Here is a 21,985-nt window from a genome sequence, read left to right on the forward strand (position 1 = left end):
AGCGCAGATTGCCTGCGTGACCGCGCCCCAGCCATCGTCCGATTCGCCCCGCCTGTCGCGCCGCGCGGCCCTGCTGTTGCCGGGTGTGCTCGCCGCCTGCTCGGGACCGGCGCGCGCCCAGCGCGGCCTGCCCGACTTCGCCGACCTTGCCGAGCGCGTGCTGCCGGCGGTGGTGAGCATCCAGGTCACGAGCCGCGAGACGACCGGCGGTGCGGCGGAGTCGCGCGGCGGCCCGGTCGAACGCGGTCGGCGCGCGCCCTTGGTCCAGGGCGCCGGATCGGGCTTCATCATCGAGCCGGCGGGCATCGTGGTGACCAACGGGCATGTCGTCGGCAACGCCACCCGCGTCACTGTCACGACGCAGGACGGGACGGACTATGTGGCGCGCCTGATCGGGGCGGACGAACTGACCGACCTCGCACTGCTGCGCATCACGCCGCGCGCGCCGCTCGCCGCCGTCTCGCTCGGCGTTTCGGGCAATATGCGCGTGGGCCAGTGGGTGATGGCGGCAGGCAACCCGTTTGGGTTGGGCGGGTCGATCACCAGCGGCATCATCTCGGCGCGCGGGCGCGATATCGGCGCCGGGCCCTTCGACGACTTCATCCAGACCGACGCGCCGATCAACCCGGGCAATTCCGGCGGGCCGCTGTTCAACATGCAGGGCGAGGTGATCGGCATCAACACGGCCATCTACTCGCCCTCCGGTGCCTCGGCGGGCATCGGCTTCGCGGTGCCCTCCGACCTCGCGCGGCCGGTGATCGAGGCGCTGCTGAGGGGCGGGCGGGTCGATCGCGGATGGCTCGGCGTGTCGGTCTCCGACGCCGAGGAACAGGGCAGGCGCCAGCGCGGTGCGGTGATCATGGGTGTCGAGCGCGGCAGCCCCGCCGCGCGCGCTGGCCTGCGCCAGGGCGACCTGGTCACGGCGCTGAACGGGGAGGCGGTGACCACGTCACGCGCGCTGGTGCGCGGTGTCGCGGTGCTGCCGCCGGGCGAGACGGTGCGCCTGACGCTGCAGCGCGCGGGGCGGGTGCAGGAGATCGCGGTGCAGATCGGACGGCGGCCGAGCGAGGGCTGAGTGTCTGATCGCGAATGCGCCTTTTGATGCATTCGAGACGTTGGGCACGGGTTCGCACCCCCGCACGGCCAGCCCTTCCGGGACACTGACGGGGGTGGCCGGGTGGGCGTACCGGCCGGTGCCGGACGTGCCGGACGTGCCTTACAGGCGCCGAGGGCCGCCGGCGCCGAGCTTCGGCCGGTCCGCCCACGCCAGGTGCTCGAAAGGGTGGCCGGGATTCCTGCCGGGCCGGAATCCGGTCTATGGTCTCTGGACGTCGCGCCGCATGGGCGCGTGCGAGCCCTGGAAGCACGGAATGCGGATACTTCTGGTCGAGGACGATGCCGAGGTCGCGCGCTTCGTGCGCAAGGGCCTGGCCGAAGCCGGGCACAATGTCGAGCACGCGGCCAATGGGCGCGACGGGCTGTTCCTCGCGGCGTCGGAATCCTTCGATATCCTGGTGCTGGACCGCATGCTGCCGGGCGGCGTGGACGGGGTGCGCTTGGTCGAGACGCTGCGCGCGCAGGGCAACCGCACGCCGGTGCTGTTCCTTTCGGCGCTGTCGGCGGTCGATGAACGCGTGAAGGGGCTGAAGGCGGGCGGTGACGACTACCTAGTCAAGCCCTTCGCCTTCGCGGAACTGCTGGCGCGGGTCGAGGTGCTGGCTCGGCGCCCGACCATGGATGCGCCTGCCACGCGGCTGAAGATCGCCGACCTCGAGATGGACCTGCTCGCGCGGTCGGTCACGCGCGCGGGCAAGCGCATCGAGATCCAGCCGCGGGAGTTCCGCCTGCTCGAGCACCTGCTGCGCCATGCCGGACAGGTGGTGACGCGCACCATGCTGCTCGAGAAGGTGTGGGACTACCACTTCGACCCGCAGACCAACGTGATCGACGTGCATGTCAGCCGGCTGCGCCAGAAGATCGACAAGGGCTTCGACAAGCCGCTGATCCATACCGTGCGCAATGCCGGCTACATGATCCGCGCCGAGGCCTGAGCGGGCCCGACCATGTCGCCCCCGCCCTATCCCCTGGGCGCGCCGGCCGGCGGCTGGGAGGGGCTGCTGCGCTTCCTGCGCAGCGCCGGCTTCCGCTTCGCGCTGCTGTTCGCCGGCATCTTCATCGGCGCCGCCGCACTGTTTGCACTGGTGCTGTGGTACGCCACTGCGGGGTCGCTCGACCGGCAGACCGACGCGGCCATCCGCACCGATGCGCTCGGCCTGATCGAGCGCTGGCGCGAGGCCGGACCGGGCGCGGTGACCGAGGCGATCGCCGACCGGCTCGCCTCGGACGTGGAGGGCACGGCGATCTACCTGCTGCTCGACGCCAACGGCGTGCGGCTCGCCGGCAATCTCGACCGCTGGCCGCCGGACGTCTCGCCCGAGGCACCCTGGTCCTTCGGCGCGGTCCAGCGCGAAGGCAGCCGGATCGACGCGCGGCTCTATGCCCTGCTGCTGGGTGAACGCCACAGCCTGGTCGTGGGGCGCGACGTCGAGGAGAAGCAGGCGCTGCGCACCCTGCTGGCCGAGGGCCTTGCCTGGGCGGCGGTGGCGGCGTCCTTCGTGGCGCTGGTCGGCGCGGCAGTGCTGCGCCGCGCGGTGGAGCAGCGCCTGCGTCCCGCCACGCTGACCGCGCAGGCGATCGCGGCGGGCGACCTGTCGCGGCGCGTGCCGATCTCCACGCGCATCGATGAATTCGACCGGCTGGGCGAGAGCATGAACGACATGCTCGAACGCATCGACCGGCTGATGGACGGCGTGCGGGGCGTGTCCGATTCCATCGCGCACGACCTGCGCACGCCGATCGCGCGCGCGCGGGCCAAGCTTGAGGAGGCGCTGGGCGGGCAGGCCGACGCCGAGGCGCTGCGGATGGCAATGGAACAGGGCATTGCGGACCTTGACCACATCACCCGCGTGTTCGGCGCCCTGCTGCGCATCGCGGAGGCCGAGGCCGGGGCACGGCGCGCCGCCTTCGCGCCGCTCGACCTCGTGCCGCTGCTGGCCGACGTGGCCGAGTTCTACGGGGCCGTCGCCGAGAGCGGGGGCCAGGCGATCGCCATCGACGTGCCGCCGAGGCTCGATGTGGTGGGGGACCGGGACCTGCTGGCGCAGGCGGTGGGCAACCTGGTCGACAATGCCCTGAAGTTCACCCCGCCGGGCGGCCAGGTCCGTATCACGGCCCGGGCGCCGGCGCGCGAGCGCATCGACATCATCGTCGAGGACAGCGGGCCGGGGCTGCTGCCGCCCGACCGGGCGCGCGCCGGCGAACGCTTCTTTCGCGCCGACGCCTCGCGCGGCACGCCGGGTTCGGGGCTTGGCCTGTCGTTGGTGCGCGCGGTGGCCTACCTGCATGGTGGCGACCTGGTGCTGGAGGACGCGACGCCCGGCGCGGCGCTGCCGGGCCTGCGGGCGAGCATCCGCCTGGGCCTTGCATGACGGCAAGGTCATGGCTGGGTCACCGGACGGCGAGGCGGCGTCTGCGATGCTGGCATCATGGTACGGTTGCCGTTCCTCGTGTTCGTACTGGCTGCACCTGTCCCGGTGACCGGAGCGGAGCCGGTCGCGCGCGTCACCACCGATAGCCCGGACTATTGCCGCGAACTGGTGCAGCGCCTGGCACCGCTGCCTGGGGCCGACAAGGAACCCGCGCGCAGCCTGGCCGAGGACGGGATGCGCCTGTGCGAGAGCGGCCACCCACGATCCGGCGTAGCGCGGTTGCGCCGGGCGATCCGGGCGGCGCGCCTGGAGGAGTGACGCGGGCCGGGAGCGGCTGCGTCCCGGACCCTGGAGACGGCCAGCGTGCGCGTCATGTTCGGCACCGCCCATGCTGGCGTCACCGGGTGGATTGCCTGCACATTTCCGCGCCAGATCGCGCGCCGTCAGCTCGAATTCGTCGGAAATCGTCTCGGACGGCCGGTTGAAGTCCTTCGGAAACTCACCAGTTCCCGGCAGCGACGAATTCTCCGAACGAAACGAGGCCCCATGTCGAGACTGTCCGGCGAACCGCCGCGCGTGGCCACGCGCGCAATCCTGGCGTCGGCCGCCTGGCGGGCGCGCATCCTGGCGTTGGGCCTTGCGGGGGTTGCCGCGGCCGGCTGCGATGAATCCCCCATGCGTGCCGCCGCCAGCAGTGCGCCCCCCGCACCGGTTGCGGTGACGGTGGTAACCCTCGAACGCCGCGAGATCCCGGTGACCTCGGTGCTGCCGGGCCGCACCGCGCCTTACCGCGCGGCCGAGGTCCGCCCCCAGGTCGGCGGCGTGCTGCGCGAACGCCTGTTCACCGAGGGCGAGTCCGTGGCCGCCGGCCACCCCCTGTTCCAGATCGATCCCGCACCGTTCGAGGCGGCTGTGCGGCGCGCCGAGGCGGCGCTCACGCGCATCGAGGCCGCCGAACGCGTGGCGCTCAGCACCGCCAACCGGCTGCGTGCGCTGGCGCGGGTGCAGGCGGTGAGCGAGCAGAACCTCGAGAATGCCGAGGCGACGCTGCGCCAGGTCCAGGCCGACATCATCTCAAGCCGCGCCGCGCTCGAGACCGCGCGGATCGACCTCGGCTACACGCGCGTGGCGTCCCCGATTGCGGGGCGGACCGGGCGCGCGACCGTGACGCCCGGCGCGCTGGTCACCGCGAACCAGTCCACCGCCCTGGTGACGGTGACGCAGCTCGATCCGATCCTGGTCGACCTCACCCAGCCCAGTGCCGTACTGCTGCAGCAGCGGCGCGACGTTGAAAGCGGCGCGCTGCGGCGCCCGTCGGCCGACCGTGCGACGGCGCGCCTGGTGCTCGAGGACGGGTCGGAATACCCCCATGCCGGCGAGGTGCAGTTCTCCGAGGTAATCGTCGACCAAGGGACCGGGTCGGTCACGCTGCGCGCGGTCTTCCCGAACCCGGACCAGTTGCTGCTGCCGGGCATGTTCGTGCGCGCGCGGGTCGAGGAAGGCGTGACCGATCGCGCGATCCTGGTGCCGCAGCGCGCCGTGCTGCGCACCCCGCGCGGCGAGCCCATGGCCTTCGTGGTGAACGCCGAGGGCGTGGTCGAGAGCCGCATGCTGCGCGCGAGCCGCACGGTGGGCAATGACTGGCTGGTGACGCAGGGCCTGGCGGAAGGCGAGCGCGTGGTGATCGAAGGCCTGCAGCGCATCCGTGCGGGCACACGCGTGCAGGCGCGCGAGCGCGCCACCACCGGCAGCTGAGGCGCGCGCGCGATGGCCCGCTTCTTCATCGATCGCCCGGTCTTTGCCTGGGTGATCGCCATCGGCATCATGCTGACGGGGCTGTTGGCACTGCGGGGCATGCCGGTTTCGCAATACCCGGCGATCGCGCCGCCCGCGATCTCGATCAACGTGACCTTCCCCGGTGCGTCGGCCGAGACGGTGCAGACCACCGTCGTGCAGGTGATCGAGCAGCAGCTGAGCGGCATCGACAACCTGCTGTTCTTCGATTCCCAGACCACCAAGGACGGCCAGGCCCGCATCCAGCTGACCTTCGCGCCCGGCACCAATTCCGACACCGCGCAGGTGCAGGTGCAGAACCGTGTGCAGCTGGCCGTGCCGCGCCTGCCGCTGACCGTGCAGCAGCAGGGCATCCGCGTCGTGAAGTCGTCGGGCAACTTCCTGCTGGTGGTGGGCTTCGTGTCGACCGACGGGCGGATGGAGCGGATCGACATCTCCGACTTCCTGGTGGCCAATGTCCAGGACCCAATCAGCCGTACGCCCGGCGTGGGGGATTTCCAGGTCTTCGGCGCGCAGTTCGCCATGCGCATCTGGCTCGATCCCGCGAAGCTGGTGAATTTCGGCCTCACGCCCGCGGATGTCGCGGCCGCGGTGCGCGCGCAGAACGTGCAGGTCTCGAGCGGCGAGATGGGCGCGTTGCCGGCGGTGCCCGGGCAGCAGCTGAACGCCACCATCATCGGCCCGTCCTACCTGCAGACGGTGGAGGATTTCGGCGCCATTCTGATCCGCGTGCGCGCTGACGGCGCGCAGGTGCGCCTGCGCGATGTCGCGCGCATCGAAATCGGCGGCGAGAACTACGCGATCACCACGCTGCTGGACGGCCGGCCCTCGAGCGGCATCGGGATCCGCCTGGCAAGCGGGGCGAATGCACTGGAGGCGGCCGCGGCCGTCCGTGCCACGATCGACCGCCTGCGCCCGAGCTTCCCGCCGGGGCTCGAGGTAATGTACCTGCAGGACACCACGCCCTTCGTGCAGCGGTCCATCAAGGCCGTGATCATGACGTTGATCGAGGCGGTGGTCCTCGTGTTCGTCGTCATGTTCGTCTTCCTGCAGAACCTGCGTGCCACGCTGATCCCGACCATGGCGATCCCGGTGGTGCTGCTGGGAACCTTCGCCGTGCTGAGCGCGCTGGGGTTCAGCATCAACACGCTCACTATGTTCGGCCTGGTGCTGGCGATCGGACTGCTGGTCGACGATGCCATCGTGGTTGTCGAGAACGTCGAGCGCGTGATGGCGGAGGAGCACCTCTCGCCCCTCGAGGCCACGCGGCGGTCGATGGACCAGATCACCGGCGCGCTGGTGGGCATCGGACTCGTGCTGTCGGCCGTGTTCCTGCCGATGGCCTTCTTCGGCGGTTCGGTCGGCGTGATCTACCGGCAGTTCTCGGTGACTGTCGCCACCGCCATGGCCTTGTCGGTGCTGGTCGCGATCTTCTTCACGCCGGTGCTCTGCGCCACGATGCTGAAGCCGCACAAGCCCGACCAGGGCAAGCGCGGCGTCTTCGGCTGGTTCAACCGCGGCTTCGACCGGCTCACCCGCGGCTATGTGGGTGGCGTGCGCGCCAGCCTGCGCCGGCCCGCGCGTATGCTGGTGGTCTATGCCGCGCTGCTGGCGGCACTCGGCTACGGCTTCATGCGCCTGCCCGGCGGCTTCCTGCCGAACGAGGACCAGGGCATCGCCTTCGTGCAGGTGACCGCACCGCCGGGCGCCACCGCCGACCGCACGCAGCGCGCGCTTGACGAGATCGGCCGCTACCTGCGCGAGGAAGAGAACGCCGTCGTCGACAATTTCTTCGCTATCAATGGCTTCAGCTTCGGCGGGCGCGGGCAGAATTCCGGCCTGGGCTTCATCACGCTGCGCGACTGGGACGCCCGGCGCGGCCCGCAGGACAACGTGCTGGCGCTGACCGCGCGGATCAACGAACGCTTCGGGCGCTACCAGGATGCCCTGGTCATCGCCTCCTCGCCGCCGGCGGTGCGCGAACTCGGCAATGCCACGGGCTTCTCGTTCCAGCTGCTGGACCGGGGCGGGCAGGGGCATGGGGCACTGATGGCCGCGCGCGATCAGTTGCTATCGCTTGCACAGCAGAGCCCCGTGCTCACCCGCGTGCGCGCCAATGGCCTGAACGACGAGGCGCAGTTCCGCCTGATCGTGGACTGGGAACGCGCGAGCGCGCTCGGCCTGTCGGTCACCGAGGTGAACACCACCCTGTCGACCGCCTGGGGATCCACCTACGTCAACGACTTCATGGATCGCGGGCGGGTCAAGCGTGTCTTCATGCAGGGCCAGCCCGAGGCGCGCATGGTGCCCTCGGACCTCGACAAATGGTTCGTGCGCAACGCGCAGGGCCAGATGGTGCCGTTCTCCGCCTTCGGGCGCACCGTCTGGGAATTCGGCTCGCCGCGGCTCGAACGCTTCAACGGCACCCCATCGCGCGAGATCCAGGGCATGCCCGCCGCCGGCTTCACCACCGGCCAGGCGATGGCGGAGATGGAACGCCTCGCGGCCCAGCTGCCGCCCGGCTTCGCCTTCGAATGGAGCGGCATATCCTTCCAGGAACGGCAATCCTCCGGCCAGGCGCCGGCGCTCTATGCGCTGTCGCTGTTGGTGGTGTTCCTGTGCCTTGCCGCGCTCTACGAAAGCTGGTCGATCCCGACCTCGGTCATGCTGGCGGTGCCGCTCGGTGTGCTGGGCGCCGTCGCCGCCACGCTGTTCAAGGGCCTGGCCAACGACGTGTATTTCCAGGTCGGCCTGTTGGCGACGATCGGCCTGACCGCAAAGAACGCCATCCTGATCGTGGAATTCGCACGCGAGGGCTTCGACCGCGGCCTGTCCCTGGCCGAGGCAGCGACCGAGGCGGCACGACAGCGGCTGCGGCCGATCGTGATGACATCGCTGGCCTTCACGCTCGGCGTGGTGCCGCTGGCGATTGCATCGGGCGCCGGGTCGGGCGCGCAGAACGCGATCGGTATCGGTGTGATTGGCGGCGTGGTCGCAGGCACCGTACTCGCGGTGATCTTCGTGCCGCTGTTCTTCGTGCTGGTGCTGCGCATCTTCGGCGCGCGCCGCAAGGAGGAAGCGGCGCCCGCGCCGGCGACATCCCTGCACGCACCGGCGGAATAGACGCGCGTGAGCGAGGTGCTGGACCGTCCGCGCGGCGTCGTAACTTGCGAAGCGCGCCGCGAGCGTCTGTGCGAGGCGGCCGCCGGCGTGTTCCTGCGCGACGGCTATGCCGCCGCCAGCATGGACGAGGTGGCGCGCGCGGCCGGGATGTCGAAGCGCACCCTGTATCAGGTGTATCCGTCCAAGGCCGCCCTGTTCGAGGCGACGATCGCGGCGACCCTGGTGCCGATCGCCCTCGATGCCGAGCATGAGCCTGACCTACGGCGGGCGCTCGCCGGCATCCTGACGGCGGCCGCGGGGCACCTGCTGGCGGCGCGGCAGATCGGCATCTTCCGGCTGGTGATCGGCGAGCGGCAGCGCTCGCCGGAACTCGCGGCGGCGACGCATCGCGTGCTGACCAGCCGCGGGTCAAGCGCGCTGGAACGTCGCCTGAGCGCGGAGGTCGCGGCGGGACGGCTGCGCCTGTCCAATCCTGCCGCGGCGGCGCGGATGCTGTACGGCATGGTGCTGGGCTCGGCGCAGATGCGCCTGTTGCTCGGCGTGCGCGACCCCCTGGAAGCGCAGGAGATCGAGGCGCTCGCCGGGGAGGCGGTCAGGATCTTCCTCGATGGCGTGGCTGTCCGCGTGCAGGATCCCGCCGGCGTCTGACCACCCTTCCGCCGGGCTGCGGTTCCGCCATTGGACTGTCTGCGCGATGCGGGCCCTTCGGCGCCGGCCTTGCCGGCGGGCATGGCCGCCAGGACCAGCCGGACTGACCCGCCGGCCGTGAACGCCGCGCGCGGTGCGGGACTCGCACTTGCAACCCGAAACATGTCGGCGTGGGCATCGCCGCGTCGATCCCGCGCGATGTGATGCGTCCCGTGACCAGCCCCGCGCGTAGCGGCGCGAAGACGGTTCGGGATACCACGACGACGCGTCCGACCGGGCCACCATCGCCACGTCGCTGCGCGCGCAGAGCGTGCGGGCGGCCGCGGATGCCGCGGCCGTCATGCCGAAGGACGACTGGGGCAGGGACCTAACCGTACCATCCTGAATTGTGCCATTGCGACGCATTCGCAAGTTTGCTAAAACGCCCGCGGCGGCGCGTCGTCAGCGGCGCGCGCGCCGTTGTCGCCAGCTCAAGCCTCGCCGAAGGGAACCCGTCGAAATGTCCGTGCGCCATATCTGGGTCGCTCGCGCTCGCGGCCGGCAAGCGGGCGCGGGGGCTCACGCGTGATCGAGCCCCTGGCCGAGCAGCAGAACATCACCGACACGCCTGTCGTGCTGCGCAGCGAGGACGTCTTCAAGGGCGCACGCGAGGTCGTCATCCAGCATGCAGGCGAGGCCTACCGGCTTCGCCTCACGAGCAACGGCAAGTTGATCCTCACCAAGTAGCCCGCCGCTTCCCGGCATCAACACCAAGCCAAGCCAGCCAGCCACGGACAGCCGGTCCGTCTGCGAGCCCGCCAGGCGCCGACCAACGAGATCGGAACCCGATGGACTCGCGTCATTTCCTCACCGCCTCATTTGTCCTGCTCGCAGGTCTCCCGGCCGCAGGGCAGAGCCCGGCCCCGGATCCCGTGGCGCCCCCCGCAGCGGCCACGCCGCTCGATGCCGTCACCACCACCGGCACCCGCACGCCGACCGTCTCGGGCGACAGCGCGGTGCCGGTCAGCGTGCTGCGGCGCGGGGACATCCTGGACCGCGACGCGCGATCGGTCAGCGAGACCATCCGCGACGTTCCCGGCGTCGAGATCTCCGGCGCGCCGCGCACCACCGCGATGGAACCGCTGATCCGTGGCCTGGGGTCGGACCGCATCGTCTTCCGCGTCGACGGTGCGCGGAACAACTTCAACGCCGGCCATCGCGGCCGGATGTTCATCGACCCCGAATTGCTGCGCCAGATCGACGTGCTGCGCGGGCCGGGATCGACTCTGTACGGATCGGGCGCGATCGGCGGTGTGATCGCCATGCGCACCATCGAACCCGACGACATCATCCAGCCGGGCAACGACCTCGGCGCATACCTGCGCGGCGGCTACCAGTCGCAGGGCAGCATGTGGCGCGGCCTCGCCGCCGGCGCGGCGCGGGTGGACGATTTCGCGGCACTCGCTGCGATCTCGGGCTTCAACAACCAGAACCTGACCGACGGGCCGGGCAATACCATTCCGTATTCCGCGGACCGCGTCGCGAACGGGCTGGCACGGCTGCAGTGGCGGCCGGGCAACCACAGCTTCGACCTGTCGGGCATCATGTTCCGCGACAGCCACGTCATCCCCATCGCGGCGAATACCGCGACGACGCAGTCGGTGACGGACCGCATCACGGAACAGCAGGTCTATACGCTGCGCTACAGCTACGCCGATCCCGACCTGCCCTGGCTGAACCCGCAGATCGTCGCCTATCACAATCACGTATTGCTTCAGGAACGCCGCCAGACCGGCACCCGCGCGCGCGACACGACGGACCTGACCACCAACGGCATCGATGCGCAGAACACCAGCCGGTTTGCCCTGTTCGGCTGGGACAACCACACGCTGACCGTCGGCACCGAATTCTACCGCGACGAACAGGAGGGCACGCAGAACGGCCGCCCGCGCGCGCAGTTCCCCTCCGCTTCGCAGGAAGTCTTCGCGGTGTTCCTGCAGGACCAGGTCGCAATCGGTGACCTGACACTGGTGGGCGCGCTGCGCTACGACGCCTTCAGCCAGTCGGCCGCCGGCAACCTGCCGGGCAACGATGTGGACCGGCTTTCGCCCAAGGTCAGCGCCGCCTACCAGCTGCTGCCCTGGCTGCAGCCCTATGTCTCCTATGCCGAGGCGTTCCGCGCGCCGTCCCTGACCGAGCTGTACGTCGCGGGCCAGCACTTCCCTGGCAATGTGTTCGTGCCCAATCCGACACTGCAGCCGGAGACCTCGCACAATATCGAGGCCGGCGTGAACCTGCGGTTCAGCGATGTCCTGCGGGACGGCGACCGACTGCGCATGCGCGTCACCGCCTTCCGGAACACCATCGACAACTTCATCGAGCAGCTGGTCTTCACGCGCACCACCGTCTCGCGCAACGTACGTACGGCGCGCATCTCGGGCGTCGAGGCCGAACTGCAATACGATGCCGGCAGCTGGTTCGCCGCCGTGTCGGCCAGCGCGCTGCGTGGCGACAACCTGACCGACGACCAGCCGTTGGCATCGGTGCCGGCGGCGCGCACCACGCTGTCGGGCGGCTACCGCTTCCTCGAGGACGGGGTGGTGGTCGGCGCACGCTGGCAACTGGTGGCCACGCAGGACCGCAACCCGACGAACATTCCGGGCCTCGCGCAGGAGACGCCGGGCTACGGGCTGCTCGACATCTACGCGTCCTGGCGGCCGACCTTCGCGCCGAACCTGCGCTTCGACGTCGGCGTCGACAACCTGTTCGACCAGGCCTACCGCCGGTCGACGTGGAACTCCTCGCCGCCGCCGCCCTTCTACGAGACGGGGCGCAACATCCGCGGCGCCGTCACGCTCACCTTCTGAACGATGCCCGCGGCGGCCCGCCTTGCGCGATGCCGCGGCGCTGCCGCCCCGCCGTCGAAGCGGCCGCGCGCCTGGGCCGCCTGCGTCGAGCTGCCCTCCATTTCCGACCGAACCGACGAAGGAGAGACCGCCCATGACCGCCCTGGTCGAACGCCACGCCGAATTGCTGCGCAGCGCCGGCACCATGGTCCGCGCGCGCGATGCGGCCGAACGGCTCGGCACCACCGAGGCCGCGCTGGTCGCCTCGGGCGCCACCGGCCCCGCCACCCCGCTGCGCCCCGACTGGGCCGCGCTGATCGGCGCCATGCCACGCGCCGGGCGCGTCATGGCGCTGACACGCAACGACCACGCGGTGCATGAACGCCACGGGCGCTTCGAAGATGTCTCCGCTGGGCCGGGTCATATCCTGGTGCTCGGCCCGGACATCGACCTGCGGCTGTTCCCCGGGCGCTGGGCGCATGCCTATGCACTGGGTGGCGAACGCCCGTCGATCCAGGTCTTCGACGCCGATGGCGTGGCCGCGCACAAGGTCTTCGCGACCGACGCGACCGACCGCGACGGCTGGGCCGGGATCCTGCGCGACTTCGCGATCGATGCCGCCGCCGCGCCGCCTGCCGCGCCCGTGGCACCGAGCCCCGTGGCGGCGCCGGGCGTGGTGGATGCCGCGGCGCTGCGCAGCGACTGGCTTGGCCTGCGCGACACGCACGATTTCTTCCCGATGCTTCGCCGGCACGGCACCTCGCGCCGGCAGGCCTTCGGGCTGGCGGGCGAGGATCTCGCGCTGCGCCTGTCGGCCGATGCCGGCGCGCAGGCGCTGCGCCTGGCCGCCGCCGGCGCGGTGCCGGTGATGGTGTTCGTGGGCAACCGCGCCGCCATCCAGATCCATACCGGTCCGGTGTCGCGCCTGGTGGATGTGCGCGGCTGGTTCAACGTGCTCGACCCCGACTTCAACCTTCACCTGCGGGAGGCCGGCGTGGCCGAGGCCTGGCGCGTGGTGAAGCCGACCGAGGATGGAGCCGTCACGTCCGTCGAACTGCTCGACGCCGCGGGCGAGGTGATCGCGCTGCTGTTCGGCGCGCGCAAGCCCGGCCAGCCCGAACGCGATGAATGGCGCGAGGTGGCCGCCAGCGTCGAGACGCGCCATGCGCTCGCGGAGCACGCGGCGTGACCGGCCGGCGATCGGTCCTCGCGGCCGTGCTCGCGGCGCCGATCGCGGCCCGGGCGGCGCAGGCCGGGCGCATCGTCTCGATTGGTGGGTCGGTCACCGAGACGGTCTTCGCCCTCGGCGCCGGCGAGAACGTGGTCGCGGTGGACAGCACGAGCCGCTTTCCGGCGCAGGTGCGTGCATTGCCGCAGGTCGGCTACATGCGCGCGCTGGCGCCCGAGGGCCTGGTCGGGCTCCGCCCCGACCTGGTGCTGCTGTCGGAGGATGCCGGCCCGGCCCAGGCGATCGCGGTGCTGCGCGCCGCGGGTACGCCGCTGGCGACCATCCCCGAGGCGCAGGAACCCGAGGCGGTGATGCGCAAGATTGCGGCGGTGGCGGCGGCCCTCGGCACCGACGGCGCGTCGCTGGCCGCGGCGGTGCGGGCGGACTGGGCGTTGCTCGATGCGCCGATCGCGGCGCTGCAGCCCGTGCGGGCAATGTTCGTGCTGTCGGCCGCGCGCGGCGCGCCGCTGGTGGCCGGGCAGGGCACCCAGGCGGATGCGATGCTGCGGTCGGCCGGTGCGGTGAATGCCGTCTCCGGCTTCACCGGATACCGGCCGCTCTCGGCCGAGGCAGCGGCGCAGGCGGCGCCGGAAGCGGTGGTGATGATGGACCACGCGATCGCCGAATCCGGCGGCGTAGAGGCGCTGCTCGGCATGCCCGCGCTCGCCGTCACGCCGGTGGCGCGCAATCGGCGCATCCTGGTGGTGGATGGATCCTACGTGCTCGGCTTCGGGCCGCGCGCGGCGCATGCGCGGCGGGATCTTGCGCGGCTGGTGCATCCGGGCGCGATGCTGCCCGACCTGCCGGCGCGGGCCTGGGCGTGAGGGCAAGCCTGGCCGGCGCCTTGCCGCGAGCAGGGCGTCGCCTCGCCCTCCTCCCGCTCGGGCTGCTGCCGCTGCTGGGCGCGGTCGTGGCGGGGCTGCTGCTGGGGCCGGCGCGCATCACGGCGGCGGGATTGTTCGCGACGATCGCGGATGCGCTGGGCATCGCGCCGCTGCCGGCGGAGCATGCGCGCGATGCCGCGGTGCTCGGCGTGATCCGCGCCCCGCGCGTGGTCTTGGCTGCGCTGATCGGCGCCGGGCTCGGCGCGGCGGGAGCTGCGATGCAGGGGCTGTTCCGCAACCCGCTGGCCGATCCGGGGCTGATCGGCGTCTCGGCAGGCGCCGCGCTGGCCGCCGTCGCGGCGATCGTGCTGAGCGGCAGCGTGTTCGGCCCCGCGGCCGGGCTGCTCGGGCTGTGGCTGCTACCGGTCGCAGCCTTCGTCGGCGGGGTGGTGGCGACGCTGCTGATGGCGCGGCTGGGCACGGTCGGCGGTGTCGCTTCGGTCGCGACGCTGCTGCTTGCCGGCGTGGCCGTGAACGCGCTGGCCGGCGCGCTCACCGGTGTTCTGATCTTCATGGCGGATGACCGCCAGGTGCGCGACATAACCTTCTGGACCTTGGGCAGCCTGGCCGGTGCGCGTTGGGCGCACGTGCCCGTCGTGCTGCTGCTGGTCGGGCTGCCGGCGCTGCTACTGTGTCTGCTGGCGCGCCCGCTCAATGCGCTGCTGCTGGGTGAGGCGGAGGCGTTTCACCTCGGCGTGCCGGTGGAGGTGGTCAAGCGCATGACGATGGTGCTCGCCGCCATCGCCGTCGCGGCGGGCGTCGCCTTCACGGGGCTGATCGGCTTCGTGGGGCTGGTGGTGCCGCACCTCATTCGCCTCGGCTTTGGCGCGGACCATCGGCTGGTACTGCCGGGCGCGGCCTTGCTCGGCGGCACGCTGCTGGTGCTGGCCGACCTTGCCGCACGCAGCCTGGCGGCGCCGGCGGAACTGCCAGTCGGCGTGGTCACGGCCTTGCTGGGCGCGCCCTTCTTCCTGTGGCTGCTGCGACGGCGGGGGACAGCGGCATGATCGCAGCCGAGGGCATCGGCATCCGTGCCGGACGACATGCGCTGCTGGAGGACGTCTCGCTCGCGCTCGTGCCGGGGGAGGTTGTCGCGGTGGTCGGGCCGAACGGGGCGGGGAAGTCCACGCTGCTGCGCGTCGTGGCGGGCGAGCTCACGCCGCATGTGGGGCGTGTGTCATGCGAGGGGCGCCCCTTGTCGGCCTGGACGCCGCTGGCGCTGGCGCGCCGGCGTGCGGTGGTAACGCAGCATGTCGCGCTCGCCTTCCCAATGACGGTGGCCGAGGTGGTGGGCCTCGGGCGCCTGCCGTGGCGCGGCACGGCGGAGGCGCCACGCGACGCCGCTGCCGTTCTGGCCGCGCTTGCCGCGGCCGGTGTCGGGCACCTGGCGGGCCGCACCTATCCCACGCTGTCGGGCGGGGAACGCCAGCGCGTGCAATGCGCGCGCGCGCTCGCGCAGCTCGACGTCGCGGCGCGGCCCGCGGCCCTGCTGCTGGACGAACCGACGGCGAGCCTCGACGTGAAGCACAGCGCGGCGCTGCTGGCGCTGCTGCGTCGGCTCGCGCGGGATCGATTCGCCATCCTGGTGGTGCTGCACGATCTGAATGAGGTCGCCTTCGTGGCCGACCAAGTCGCGGTGCTGGACGCCGGGCGGCTCGTGGCATTCGGTCCGACGGGGGCGGTGCTGCAGCCCGCGTTGCTGGAACGCGTCTATGGCATCGGCTTCCGCAGCCTGGACGGCGTGCTGGCGCCGGCCTTTGGCGCATGACGCCGGCGGCCGACGGCTGAGGCGACGCCGCGTCATGGTCGCGCGGGTCGCCTCTGCACCGACATGCGGCCGGAGGTGCTCGGCACCGCGACCGGCGCCAGTGCGGCGGAAGCGCTGAATCCTCGGTATCGGCGCGCAACCCCTGGCCCCAGGCTCGCGCCGCAGCGCGATGTTCTGCGGCAGGGCAGGCAGCCTGTGCGCGCGAAGGCCTGAAGTCGTGGCGGGTCAGGGGGAACGGCGACCTGCCGACCGCGCGTGGGGTCAGGGTTTGCGTGCTGGCCCGGCCAATTGCGCGCCCCCGCGCGCCATCATCAGTCCTGGTCATGCGCGCCGTGCTGCTGCGGCGCAAAAGCGTCTCCACGACACGGCCGGGCGCCGATCGTCGCTGACGGAGAGCATGATGACGGACACCGAACACGACCGGCGCGGAATGCTGTGCGCCCTGCCCCTGCTGACCGCCGGCATCGGCATGCTGGCGGCCGGCTGCACCGTGGCGCAGCTGCCCTTCCCAAACCTCACCGAGGCGGAAGCACACCTCGCCGCGGCGCTCGAGGCGCTGCACCGCGCCCCCGACCGCTTCGGCGGCCACAAGGCCGAGGCGGCGCGGCTGATCCGCGGCGCGCTGAACGAGATCGAACTCGCCCGCCTCGCCTTCCGCTGACCTCCAGACCAGGACGATGACCATGAGAACCCTGACCATCATCGCGGCCTTCGCCGGACTGATCGCCGCGGCGGCCCCGGCCTCCGCCTCGCCCTTCCCGCCGGCGCTCGGCATGGCGGCAACGCCCGTCACCCCGGTCGCCGAGGGCTGCGGGCCCGGCCGCTGGCGCGGCCCCTGGGGCGGCTGTCGCGGCCCCGGCTGGGGCCCCGGCCCTGGCTACGGCTACGGCGGGCCGCCGGTTGGCTGGAACGGCTGCCCGCCTGGCTTCTGGCACGGGCCCTGGGGGCACTGCCGCGACACCCCGTATCACGGCCGCCTGCCTGGCGGCGGCTGGCAATGACACCCGAACCGACACACCGGATCCCAAGGACCTTCGCCATGAAAACCCTGCTCACCCTCGCCACCGCCGCCATGCTGGCCGTCGCCGCCCCCCCGGCCATCAGCCTCGCCCAGGCGCAGCCTGCGCCGGCCGCGGCCACCGTGCCCGACTACACGGCGGACGACGCCCGCGCCGTGCTCAACGCGCGCCTCGCCGCGCTCAAGGCGGTGATCGCGCTGACGCCGCAGCAGGAGCCGCTCTGGGCGGCTGTCGAAGCGGCCATCCGGGACATCGTGCGTGACGCCGCCAACCGGCGCGCGCAGCGCTTCGCCGCCACGCCGCCGGCGCATTTCCTCGATGTACTCGGCGCCATCGCCGACGGCGAGGCGGCGCGCGGGCGCGACCTGCGCCGCTTCGTGGATGCCGCGAAGCCGCTGGTGAACGCGCTGACCGACGCCCAGCGCCGGCGCCTGCCGGCCTTCCTCGGCATGACCGACCATGCCGGCCCGGCGCAGGCCAGCGGGCAGCTCTGGCTGTTCGAGGAAGAGGAAGGCTGATCCGATGAGCGCCGCCGCCGCCCTCGGCACGACGACGTACATCGAGGCGCTCGTCGAGCGCCTCGCCGGCCGGGGCGCAGCGCCCGTGCTGCGTGCCGGTGGGCGGGACATCCCGGCGGCGGCGCTGCGCTCGGCGATCCACCGTCATGCCCGTGCCCTCGATGCGCTGGGCATCGGGCGCGGCAGCCTGGTGGCGCTGCTGGCACCGAACTGCCCGGATGCGCTGGCCATCCGCTACGCGGCGAGCCTGCTCGGTGCGGGCAGCGTGTTCCTCTCCGCGCCGCCGGCGCAGGAGAGCCGCGCCGGCCTGATCGCGCAGATGGCGCCGTCGCTGCTGGTGGTATTCCGGGACACGGCGGCGCTGATCCCGCCCGGCACCCCCGTGCGGCTGGCGACGGTCGGCATCGCCATCGACGGTGCGGTGCGGCTCGATCACCTTGCCGCCACGGAATCCGATGCACCGCTCGCTTGCGCGGCACGCCCGGAGGATCTCGGCATCATCGTCTCCTCGGGCGGCACCACCGGCGTGCCGCATGGATCGTGGCGCAGCTTCGCCGGTTACGGCGCGCTGGTCGCGGCGCCGAGCCCGCCGGGACGGCGGCAACTGGTGAACGGGCCACTCGCCTACCTATCGCAGACGCTGGTGGATGCGACGCTGCTCGGCGGTGGGTCGGTGGTGCTGCGCGACGGCTTCGACGCCGCCGATACGCTCGCCACCATCGAGCGCGAGCGCATCACGCACCTGTTCCTGGTGGAGCCGCAGCTGTTCGAGCTGATGGACCATCCGGACCTGTCGCGGCGCGACCTGTCGTCGCTGCGCCAGCTTGTGCATGTCGGTGCCTCGGCGCCGCCGGTGCTGCGGCGCCGCGCGTGGGAGCGCCTGGGGCCGGTCATCGCGCATACCTACGGCGCGAGCGACATGGGGCTGGTCAGCCTGCTGCCGCCGACAGGGCTCGATCCCGCGCGGCCCGAGAGCTTCTCCTCTGCCGGTCATGTGCTGCCCGGGGTGACGCTGCGGCTGCGCTGCGCCGGTGGCGGACTGGCGGGTGTGGATGAACCCGGGATCGTGGAGATCCGGTCCCCCGCCATGGCCACCGGCTACCGCAATCGTCCCGAGGAGGAGGCGGAGGCCTTCCGCGATGGATGGTTCCGCAGCACCGATCTGGCGCGCCGCGATGCCGCGGGCGCGCTGCAGGTGCTGGGCCGCGCCGGCGATGCCATCGCGGTCGATGGCGTCACGGTGCTGCCGACGATGATCGAGGAGACGCTGTGCCGGCTGCCGGGCATCCGCTACGCCTCCGTCGTGGCGAATCCGGGCATGCGGTGCTGGGTCGCCGCCGTGGTGGCCTGGCCTGGCCGCTGCTTCGATCCCGCGGCGTGCGAACGCGCGGTGGCCGACTCGCATGGCGATGCGTTGGCGCGGGCGGTGACCTGGTTGCCGGTGAGCCGCGTGCCGCTGACCGAACAGGGCAAGCCCGACCGCGCCGCGATCCTGCGCCTGGCCGCGGCCGCGTGAGGCGCCTGGCGCCGCCGGGTCAGGACCGCATGGTGCTCGGACGTGCCAGTCCGCCGGACGCCCCGGCGGCATCGAGGCGCATCGCGACGGCGAAAGCCTTCTCGAACCGCGCGATGTCGCCAGGCCGGCGCAGGAACCAGAAGATCGGATCACCGCCGGGCAGCCACTGCGGGCGCAGCCGCCGCACCAGCTGGATGGCGCTGCGCGCCTCCTCGACCATGCCGGTCTCGATCGCGGCCACGACCATCGTGCGGGCGCAGGGCGCGTAGTCCGGCAGATGCGCGGCGCAGCGCCGCAATTCACGCATCGCTTCCTCCGGCTGGCCGGCCAGCAGCAGGGCGCGGCCGAGCACGGCGCGCGTGCGCGGTGGGCAATGGGGATCGAGGGCGAGGGTCTCGCCCAGCGCAGCGATCGTCTCCTCCGGATGGCCTGCCGCGGTCAGCACCTCGCCGCAGGCCGACCGCGTGCCGTAGTCGGCGACGCGGCTGAGCTGCAGCGCGAGGCGCGCGAAATCCACCGCCTCGTCCCAGTGCCCGGTCAATGATAGCGCGAAGGCCAGCGCGGACTGGCATAGCGGGGATTCCGGGTCGAGCCGCGCCGCCTGGCGCGCGAGCTCCACCGCCGCCTCGGCGCCGCCGCCGTGCAGCGCGGCGTTCCAATCGAAGGTGGTGACGCGCATGAGCGTGAAGGCGGCCCAGGCATAGGGCGCGGCAAAGGTCGGGTCCATCCGTGTTGCGCGCAGGAACATCGCGCGCGCGGCGATGGTGTCCTGCTCGGTGCCGTGCTGGTGCAGGTCCCGGCCCAGCAGCATGTGTTCGCGCGCGGTCAGGCGCTCCGGCGCCTTCTGTTGGGCGCGGCGCAGGCTCTTGCGGCCGATCTGCAGGTCGATCGCGCCGGCCAGCGCCGCGATGGCGGCCAGCGGCGGGGCGTGGTCGTGCACCGGCCAGGTGATGCGGTCGGCCCAGAAGGTCGTGCCGGTGGCGATGTCCTCCAGCCGCATGACGGCGCGTGCCGCTTCCTCCGCCGCGTGCACGTCCAGGAACACCGCATAGCCATGGGACGCAGCCGTGTCGGGGCCGGCGACCACACGCAGATCCTCGAAGCGGACAAGCTCGGCGATCAGGTCGGCGGCGAAGGCAGGGCGGAGCCGCGCTGCCGCGGCGTCGCCCGGCAGCGTCGCCGCCGGCACGACGATCAGCGTGTCGCGCCGCTGCAGGCCGAGCGCGGGCGAGGGGTGGTCCACCGGAGGAACGGCCGCGGGCAGGGCTTCCGGACTGGCCTCGCGCGTGACGGTGGCGGTAAGGATGTAGCCGCGCCGGGGCACCGTCCGCAGGATCTCCGCGGCCCGGTCGCCGAAGGCACGGCGCAGATCGCTGATGCATTGGGTGAGCGAATCGTCGGTCACCACCACGCCCGGCCACAGCGCGGCAAGCAGTTCGTCGCGCCCGAACAGCCGGCCGGGATCGTCGAGCATGTAGCGCAGCAACGCGAACGGCTTGGGGCGCAGCCGCACTTCCCCGCCCGTCGCGTCGAACAACATGCCGCGCAGCGGGTCCAGCCGATAGCTGGCGAACAGATACGCCGCATCGCTCGCCTCGGTCTGCATGACGCGCGTCATTGCCCACAGGTGTTCACGCATTATGCCGCATCGGCAGGAGGCGGAAAGCGGCGAGCTGGCGCTCGATCGGAAGTTGTTCGGAACTTGCTGAGGCGCCTCTCAGGACTTCCACGAAGGGCATCGGTACCTCCGGCGCCAGGCACGCTGCGGCGTGGATGATCTGGAGACAGGCGATGGCAATGACGGAAGCGATGCTCAGCGGCGGACCCGCGCGATACGTCCCGGCCCGATGGGATCGGCCGGCGCAAGATGCGGCGCGCATGCCGATCGTCACCGAGGATGCGGCGCCGGTGGCCTCGGGCGTGCTGGATGCGCTGGCGGTCTGCGCCCTGGTGGTGGACAGCCAGGCGGCGGTGCGCCTGGCCAGCGTCATGAGTGTGGCGGCGATCCGCCGCGCCGGGTCGGGCGTGGCGCTGCGGCCGGCGGCACCGGGCGGCACCGGCGGGCTGGTGCTGACGGCGCTGCACCGCGAGGACGCGGCCCTGCTGCGGCGCCTGATCGGCGATGCCGCGCGTGGCGGCGCGGGCGGCTCGCTGCGGATTCGGTCCAACGGGGCGGAGGATGCGCGCGAGTCGATGCAGGTGGCTTTCGTGTTGCCGCTGCCGGCCTCACCGGGGCTGGCGCTGGTGAAGATCGAGGACCTCGTGCGCCGCGCCGTGCCGTCCGTGGCGACGCTGAGCGCCCTGTTCGGCTTCAGCCGGGCCGAGGCCGAGGTGGCGCTCGGCCTCAGTGGCGGTGCGGGCGCGGAGGAGGTGGCGATCAGCCGTGGCGTATCACTCGACACCGTGCGGGGACAGATCCGGGCGATCCTGCGCAAATCCGATGCGGCGAACCTGCGCGACTTCGAACGCCTGATGGCGACGGTGGCGGCCAGTATCGCCGCGGCGGTATGACGTTCGGGCGGCGGCGCGCCGTCATCCCAGTCCCGGCAACAGGGCGCGCAGCCCATCGACGACCATCTGCACCGCGATCGCGGCCAGGATCAGCCCCATCACGCGGGTCATGATCACCCGCGCGGTATCCGACAGCAGCGCGCCGAATCTGGCACCCAGCAGCAGGACCACCGCGACGCACAGCAGCGCCGCGCCGAAGGCGACAACGCAGGCAGCCCAATCCGCCCCGCGATGCTGGGCCCGGCCTGCGAAGATGATCATGGTGGTGATGGCGCCGGGACCCATCAGCATCGGGAAGGCCAGGGGATAGAAGGCCACGCCGCCGGCAGCGCCGTCCGGCGACGCTGGCGCGTCGCCCGGTGTGCCGGCCAGCATGTCGAAGGCGATCTTCAGGACCATGAGCCCGCCGGCGACCTGCAGATCGTGGATGCCGATGCCGAAGAAGGCCAGGATCGGCGTGCCGGCCATCGCGGCGACAGCGCCGATCGCCGCGATGCACAGGACAACCTGCAGTGCGATCCCCCGCTGCGCCTGCGCACCGAGACCAGCCGTCAGCGCCAGGAACAAGGGCAGGCCGCCGAGCGGATTCATGATGGCGATCAGCGCGCCGAGAAACTTCAGGGCGAACGCGTCATCCACGCCCATCATCACCGTCTTCCCTCT

20 protein-coding genes are annotated in these 21,985 nt (G+C 72.1%); 18 read left to right on the forward strand and 2 right to left on the reverse strand.

The features are described 5' to 3' along the window. The first annotated feature begins 16 nt into the window (after positions 1–16). From MWM08_RS01700 to MWM08_RS01780, 17 genes are all read left to right on the forward strand, one after another. Complete coding sequence (locus MWM08_RS01700; protein ID WP_244457742.1) at positions 17–1,075, forward strand: S1C family serine protease; 1,059 nt, start codon at positions 17–19, stop codon at positions 1,073–1,075. Between the two features lie 295 nt (positions 1,076–1,370). After that, on the forward strand, positions 1,371–2,051 hold the full coding sequence (locus MWM08_RS01705) for a winged helix-turn-helix domain-containing protein (protein ID WP_244457743.1): 681 nt from the start codon (positions 1,371–1,373) through the stop codon (positions 2,049–2,051). Between the two features lie 12 nt (positions 2,052–2,063). Next, complete coding sequence (locus MWM08_RS01710; protein WP_244457744.1) at positions 2,064–3,488, forward strand: sensor histidine kinase; 1,425 nt, start codon at positions 2,064–2,066, stop codon at positions 3,486–3,488. Positions 3,489–3,545: 57 nt separating this feature from the next. Further along, complete coding sequence (locus MWM08_RS01715; protein WP_244457745.1) at positions 3,546–3,806, forward strand: hypothetical protein; 261 nt, start codon at positions 3,546–3,548, stop codon at positions 3,804–3,806. Between the two features lie 228 nt (positions 3,807–4,034). Further along, positions 4,035–5,243, forward strand: coding sequence for an efflux RND transporter periplasmic adaptor subunit (locus MWM08_RS01720; protein ID WP_244457746.1), 1,209 nt, complete (start codon positions 4,035–4,037; stop codon positions 5,241–5,243). Positions 5,244–5,255: 12 nt separating this feature from the next. Then, a complete protein-coding gene (locus tag MWM08_RS01725; RefSeq protein ID WP_244457747.1) occupies positions 5,256–8,405 on the forward strand; it encodes an efflux RND transporter permease subunit in 3,150 nt (1,049 codons plus the stop codon). Between the two features lie 6 nt (positions 8,406–8,411). Further along, entirely contained in the window at positions 8,412–9,053 is a 642-nt protein-coding gene (locus MWM08_RS01730; protein ID WP_244457748.1) for a TetR/AcrR family transcriptional regulator, read from the forward strand. A gap of 564 nt (positions 9,054–9,617) precedes the next feature. Beyond that, a complete protein-coding gene (gene hemP / locus MWM08_RS01735) occupies positions 9,618–9,779 on the forward strand; it encodes a hemin uptake protein HemP (RefSeq protein ID WP_244457749.1) in 162 nt (53 codons plus the stop codon). 185 nt (positions 9,780–9,964) lie between these two features. Continuing rightward, the gene (locus tag MWM08_RS01740) at positions 9,965–11,899 is read left to right on the forward strand and encodes a TonB-dependent hemoglobin/transferrin/lactoferrin family receptor (RefSeq protein ID WP_244457750.1); all 1,935 of its coding nucleotides are present in this window, start codon (positions 9,965–9,967) and stop codon (positions 11,897–11,899) included. Positions 11,900–12,032: 133 nt separating this feature from the next. Continuing rightward, positions 12,033–13,067, forward strand: a complete 1,035-nt coding sequence (locus MWM08_RS01745) for a hemin-degrading factor (RefSeq protein WP_244457751.1) — start codon at positions 12,033–12,035, stop codon at positions 13,065–13,067. Beyond that, a complete protein-coding gene (locus MWM08_RS01750; protein ID WP_244457752.1) occupies positions 13,064–13,930 on the forward strand; it encodes a heme/hemin ABC transporter substrate-binding protein in 867 nt (288 codons plus the stop codon). The genes MWM08_RS01745 and MWM08_RS01750 overlap by 4 nt, the downstream gene beginning before the upstream one ends. Beyond that, entirely contained in the window at positions 13,927–14,997 is a 1,071-nt protein-coding gene (locus MWM08_RS01755; RefSeq protein ID WP_244457753.1) for a FecCD family ABC transporter permease, read from the forward strand. The genes MWM08_RS01750 and MWM08_RS01755 overlap by 4 nt, the downstream gene beginning before the upstream one ends. Continuing rightward, entirely contained in the window at positions 14,964–15,758 is a 795-nt protein-coding gene (locus tag MWM08_RS01760) for a heme ABC transporter ATP-binding protein (RefSeq protein WP_423816004.1), read from the forward strand. Before MWM08_RS01755 ends, MWM08_RS01760 begins: the two co-directional genes overlap by 34 nt. Before the next feature lie 400 nt (positions 15,759–16,158). Beyond that, positions 16,159–16,419 carry a hypothetical protein gene (locus MWM08_RS01765; RefSeq protein ID WP_244457755.1) on the forward strand — a complete coding sequence of 87 codons (261 nt, stop codon included), beginning with the start codon at positions 16,159–16,161 and terminating at the stop codon, positions 16,417–16,419. Between the two features lie 22 nt (positions 16,420–16,441). Next, positions 16,442–16,759: a GCG_CRPN prefix-to-repeats domain-containing protein gene (locus MWM08_RS01770; protein ID WP_244457756.1), complete on the forward strand. Its 318-nt coding sequence runs from the start codon at positions 16,442–16,444 to the stop codon at positions 16,757–16,759. Between the two features lie 38 nt (positions 16,760–16,797). Continuing rightward, positions 16,798–17,295: a Spy/CpxP family protein refolding chaperone gene (locus MWM08_RS01775; protein WP_244457757.1), complete on the forward strand. Its 498-nt coding sequence runs from the start codon at positions 16,798–16,800 to the stop codon at positions 17,293–17,295. Positions 17,296–17,299: 4 nt separating this feature from the next. Further along, the gene (locus MWM08_RS01780; protein WP_244457758.1) at positions 17,300–18,811 is read left to right on the forward strand and encodes an AMP-binding protein; all 1,512 of its coding nucleotides are present in this window, start codon (positions 17,300–17,302) and stop codon (positions 18,809–18,811) included. A 19-nt stretch (positions 18,812–18,830) separates the two neighbouring features. On the opposite strand, the gene MWM08_RS01785 is transcribed toward MWM08_RS01780, so the two are convergent. Beyond that, on the reverse strand, positions 18,831–20,450 hold the full coding sequence (locus tag MWM08_RS01785; RefSeq protein WP_244457759.1) for a tetratricopeptide repeat protein: 1,620 nt from the start codon (positions 20,448–20,450) through the stop codon (positions 18,831–18,833). Positions 20,451–20,689: 239 nt separating this feature from the next. Between MWM08_RS01785 and MWM08_RS01790 the strand changes: the two genes are divergently transcribed. Then, on the forward strand, positions 20,690–21,322 hold the full coding sequence (locus tag MWM08_RS01790; protein WP_244457760.1) for a helix-turn-helix transcriptional regulator: 633 nt from the start codon (positions 20,690–20,692) through the stop codon (positions 21,320–21,322). 21 nt (positions 21,323–21,343) lie between these two features. On the opposite strand, the gene MWM08_RS01795 is transcribed toward MWM08_RS01790, so the two are convergent. Further along, positions 21,344–21,961 (reverse strand): MarC family protein, encoded by a 618-nt coding sequence (locus MWM08_RS01795; protein WP_244457761.1) that lies wholly within the window; start codon positions 21,959–21,961, stop codon positions 21,344–21,346. Positions 21,962–21,985 lie beyond the last annotated feature (24 nt).

It is taken from the genome of Roseomonas fluvialis, from assembly GCF_022846615.1.
Classification (GTDB): Bacteria; Pseudomonadota; Alphaproteobacteria; order Acetobacterales; family Acetobacteraceae; genus Neoroseomonas; species Neoroseomonas fluvialis.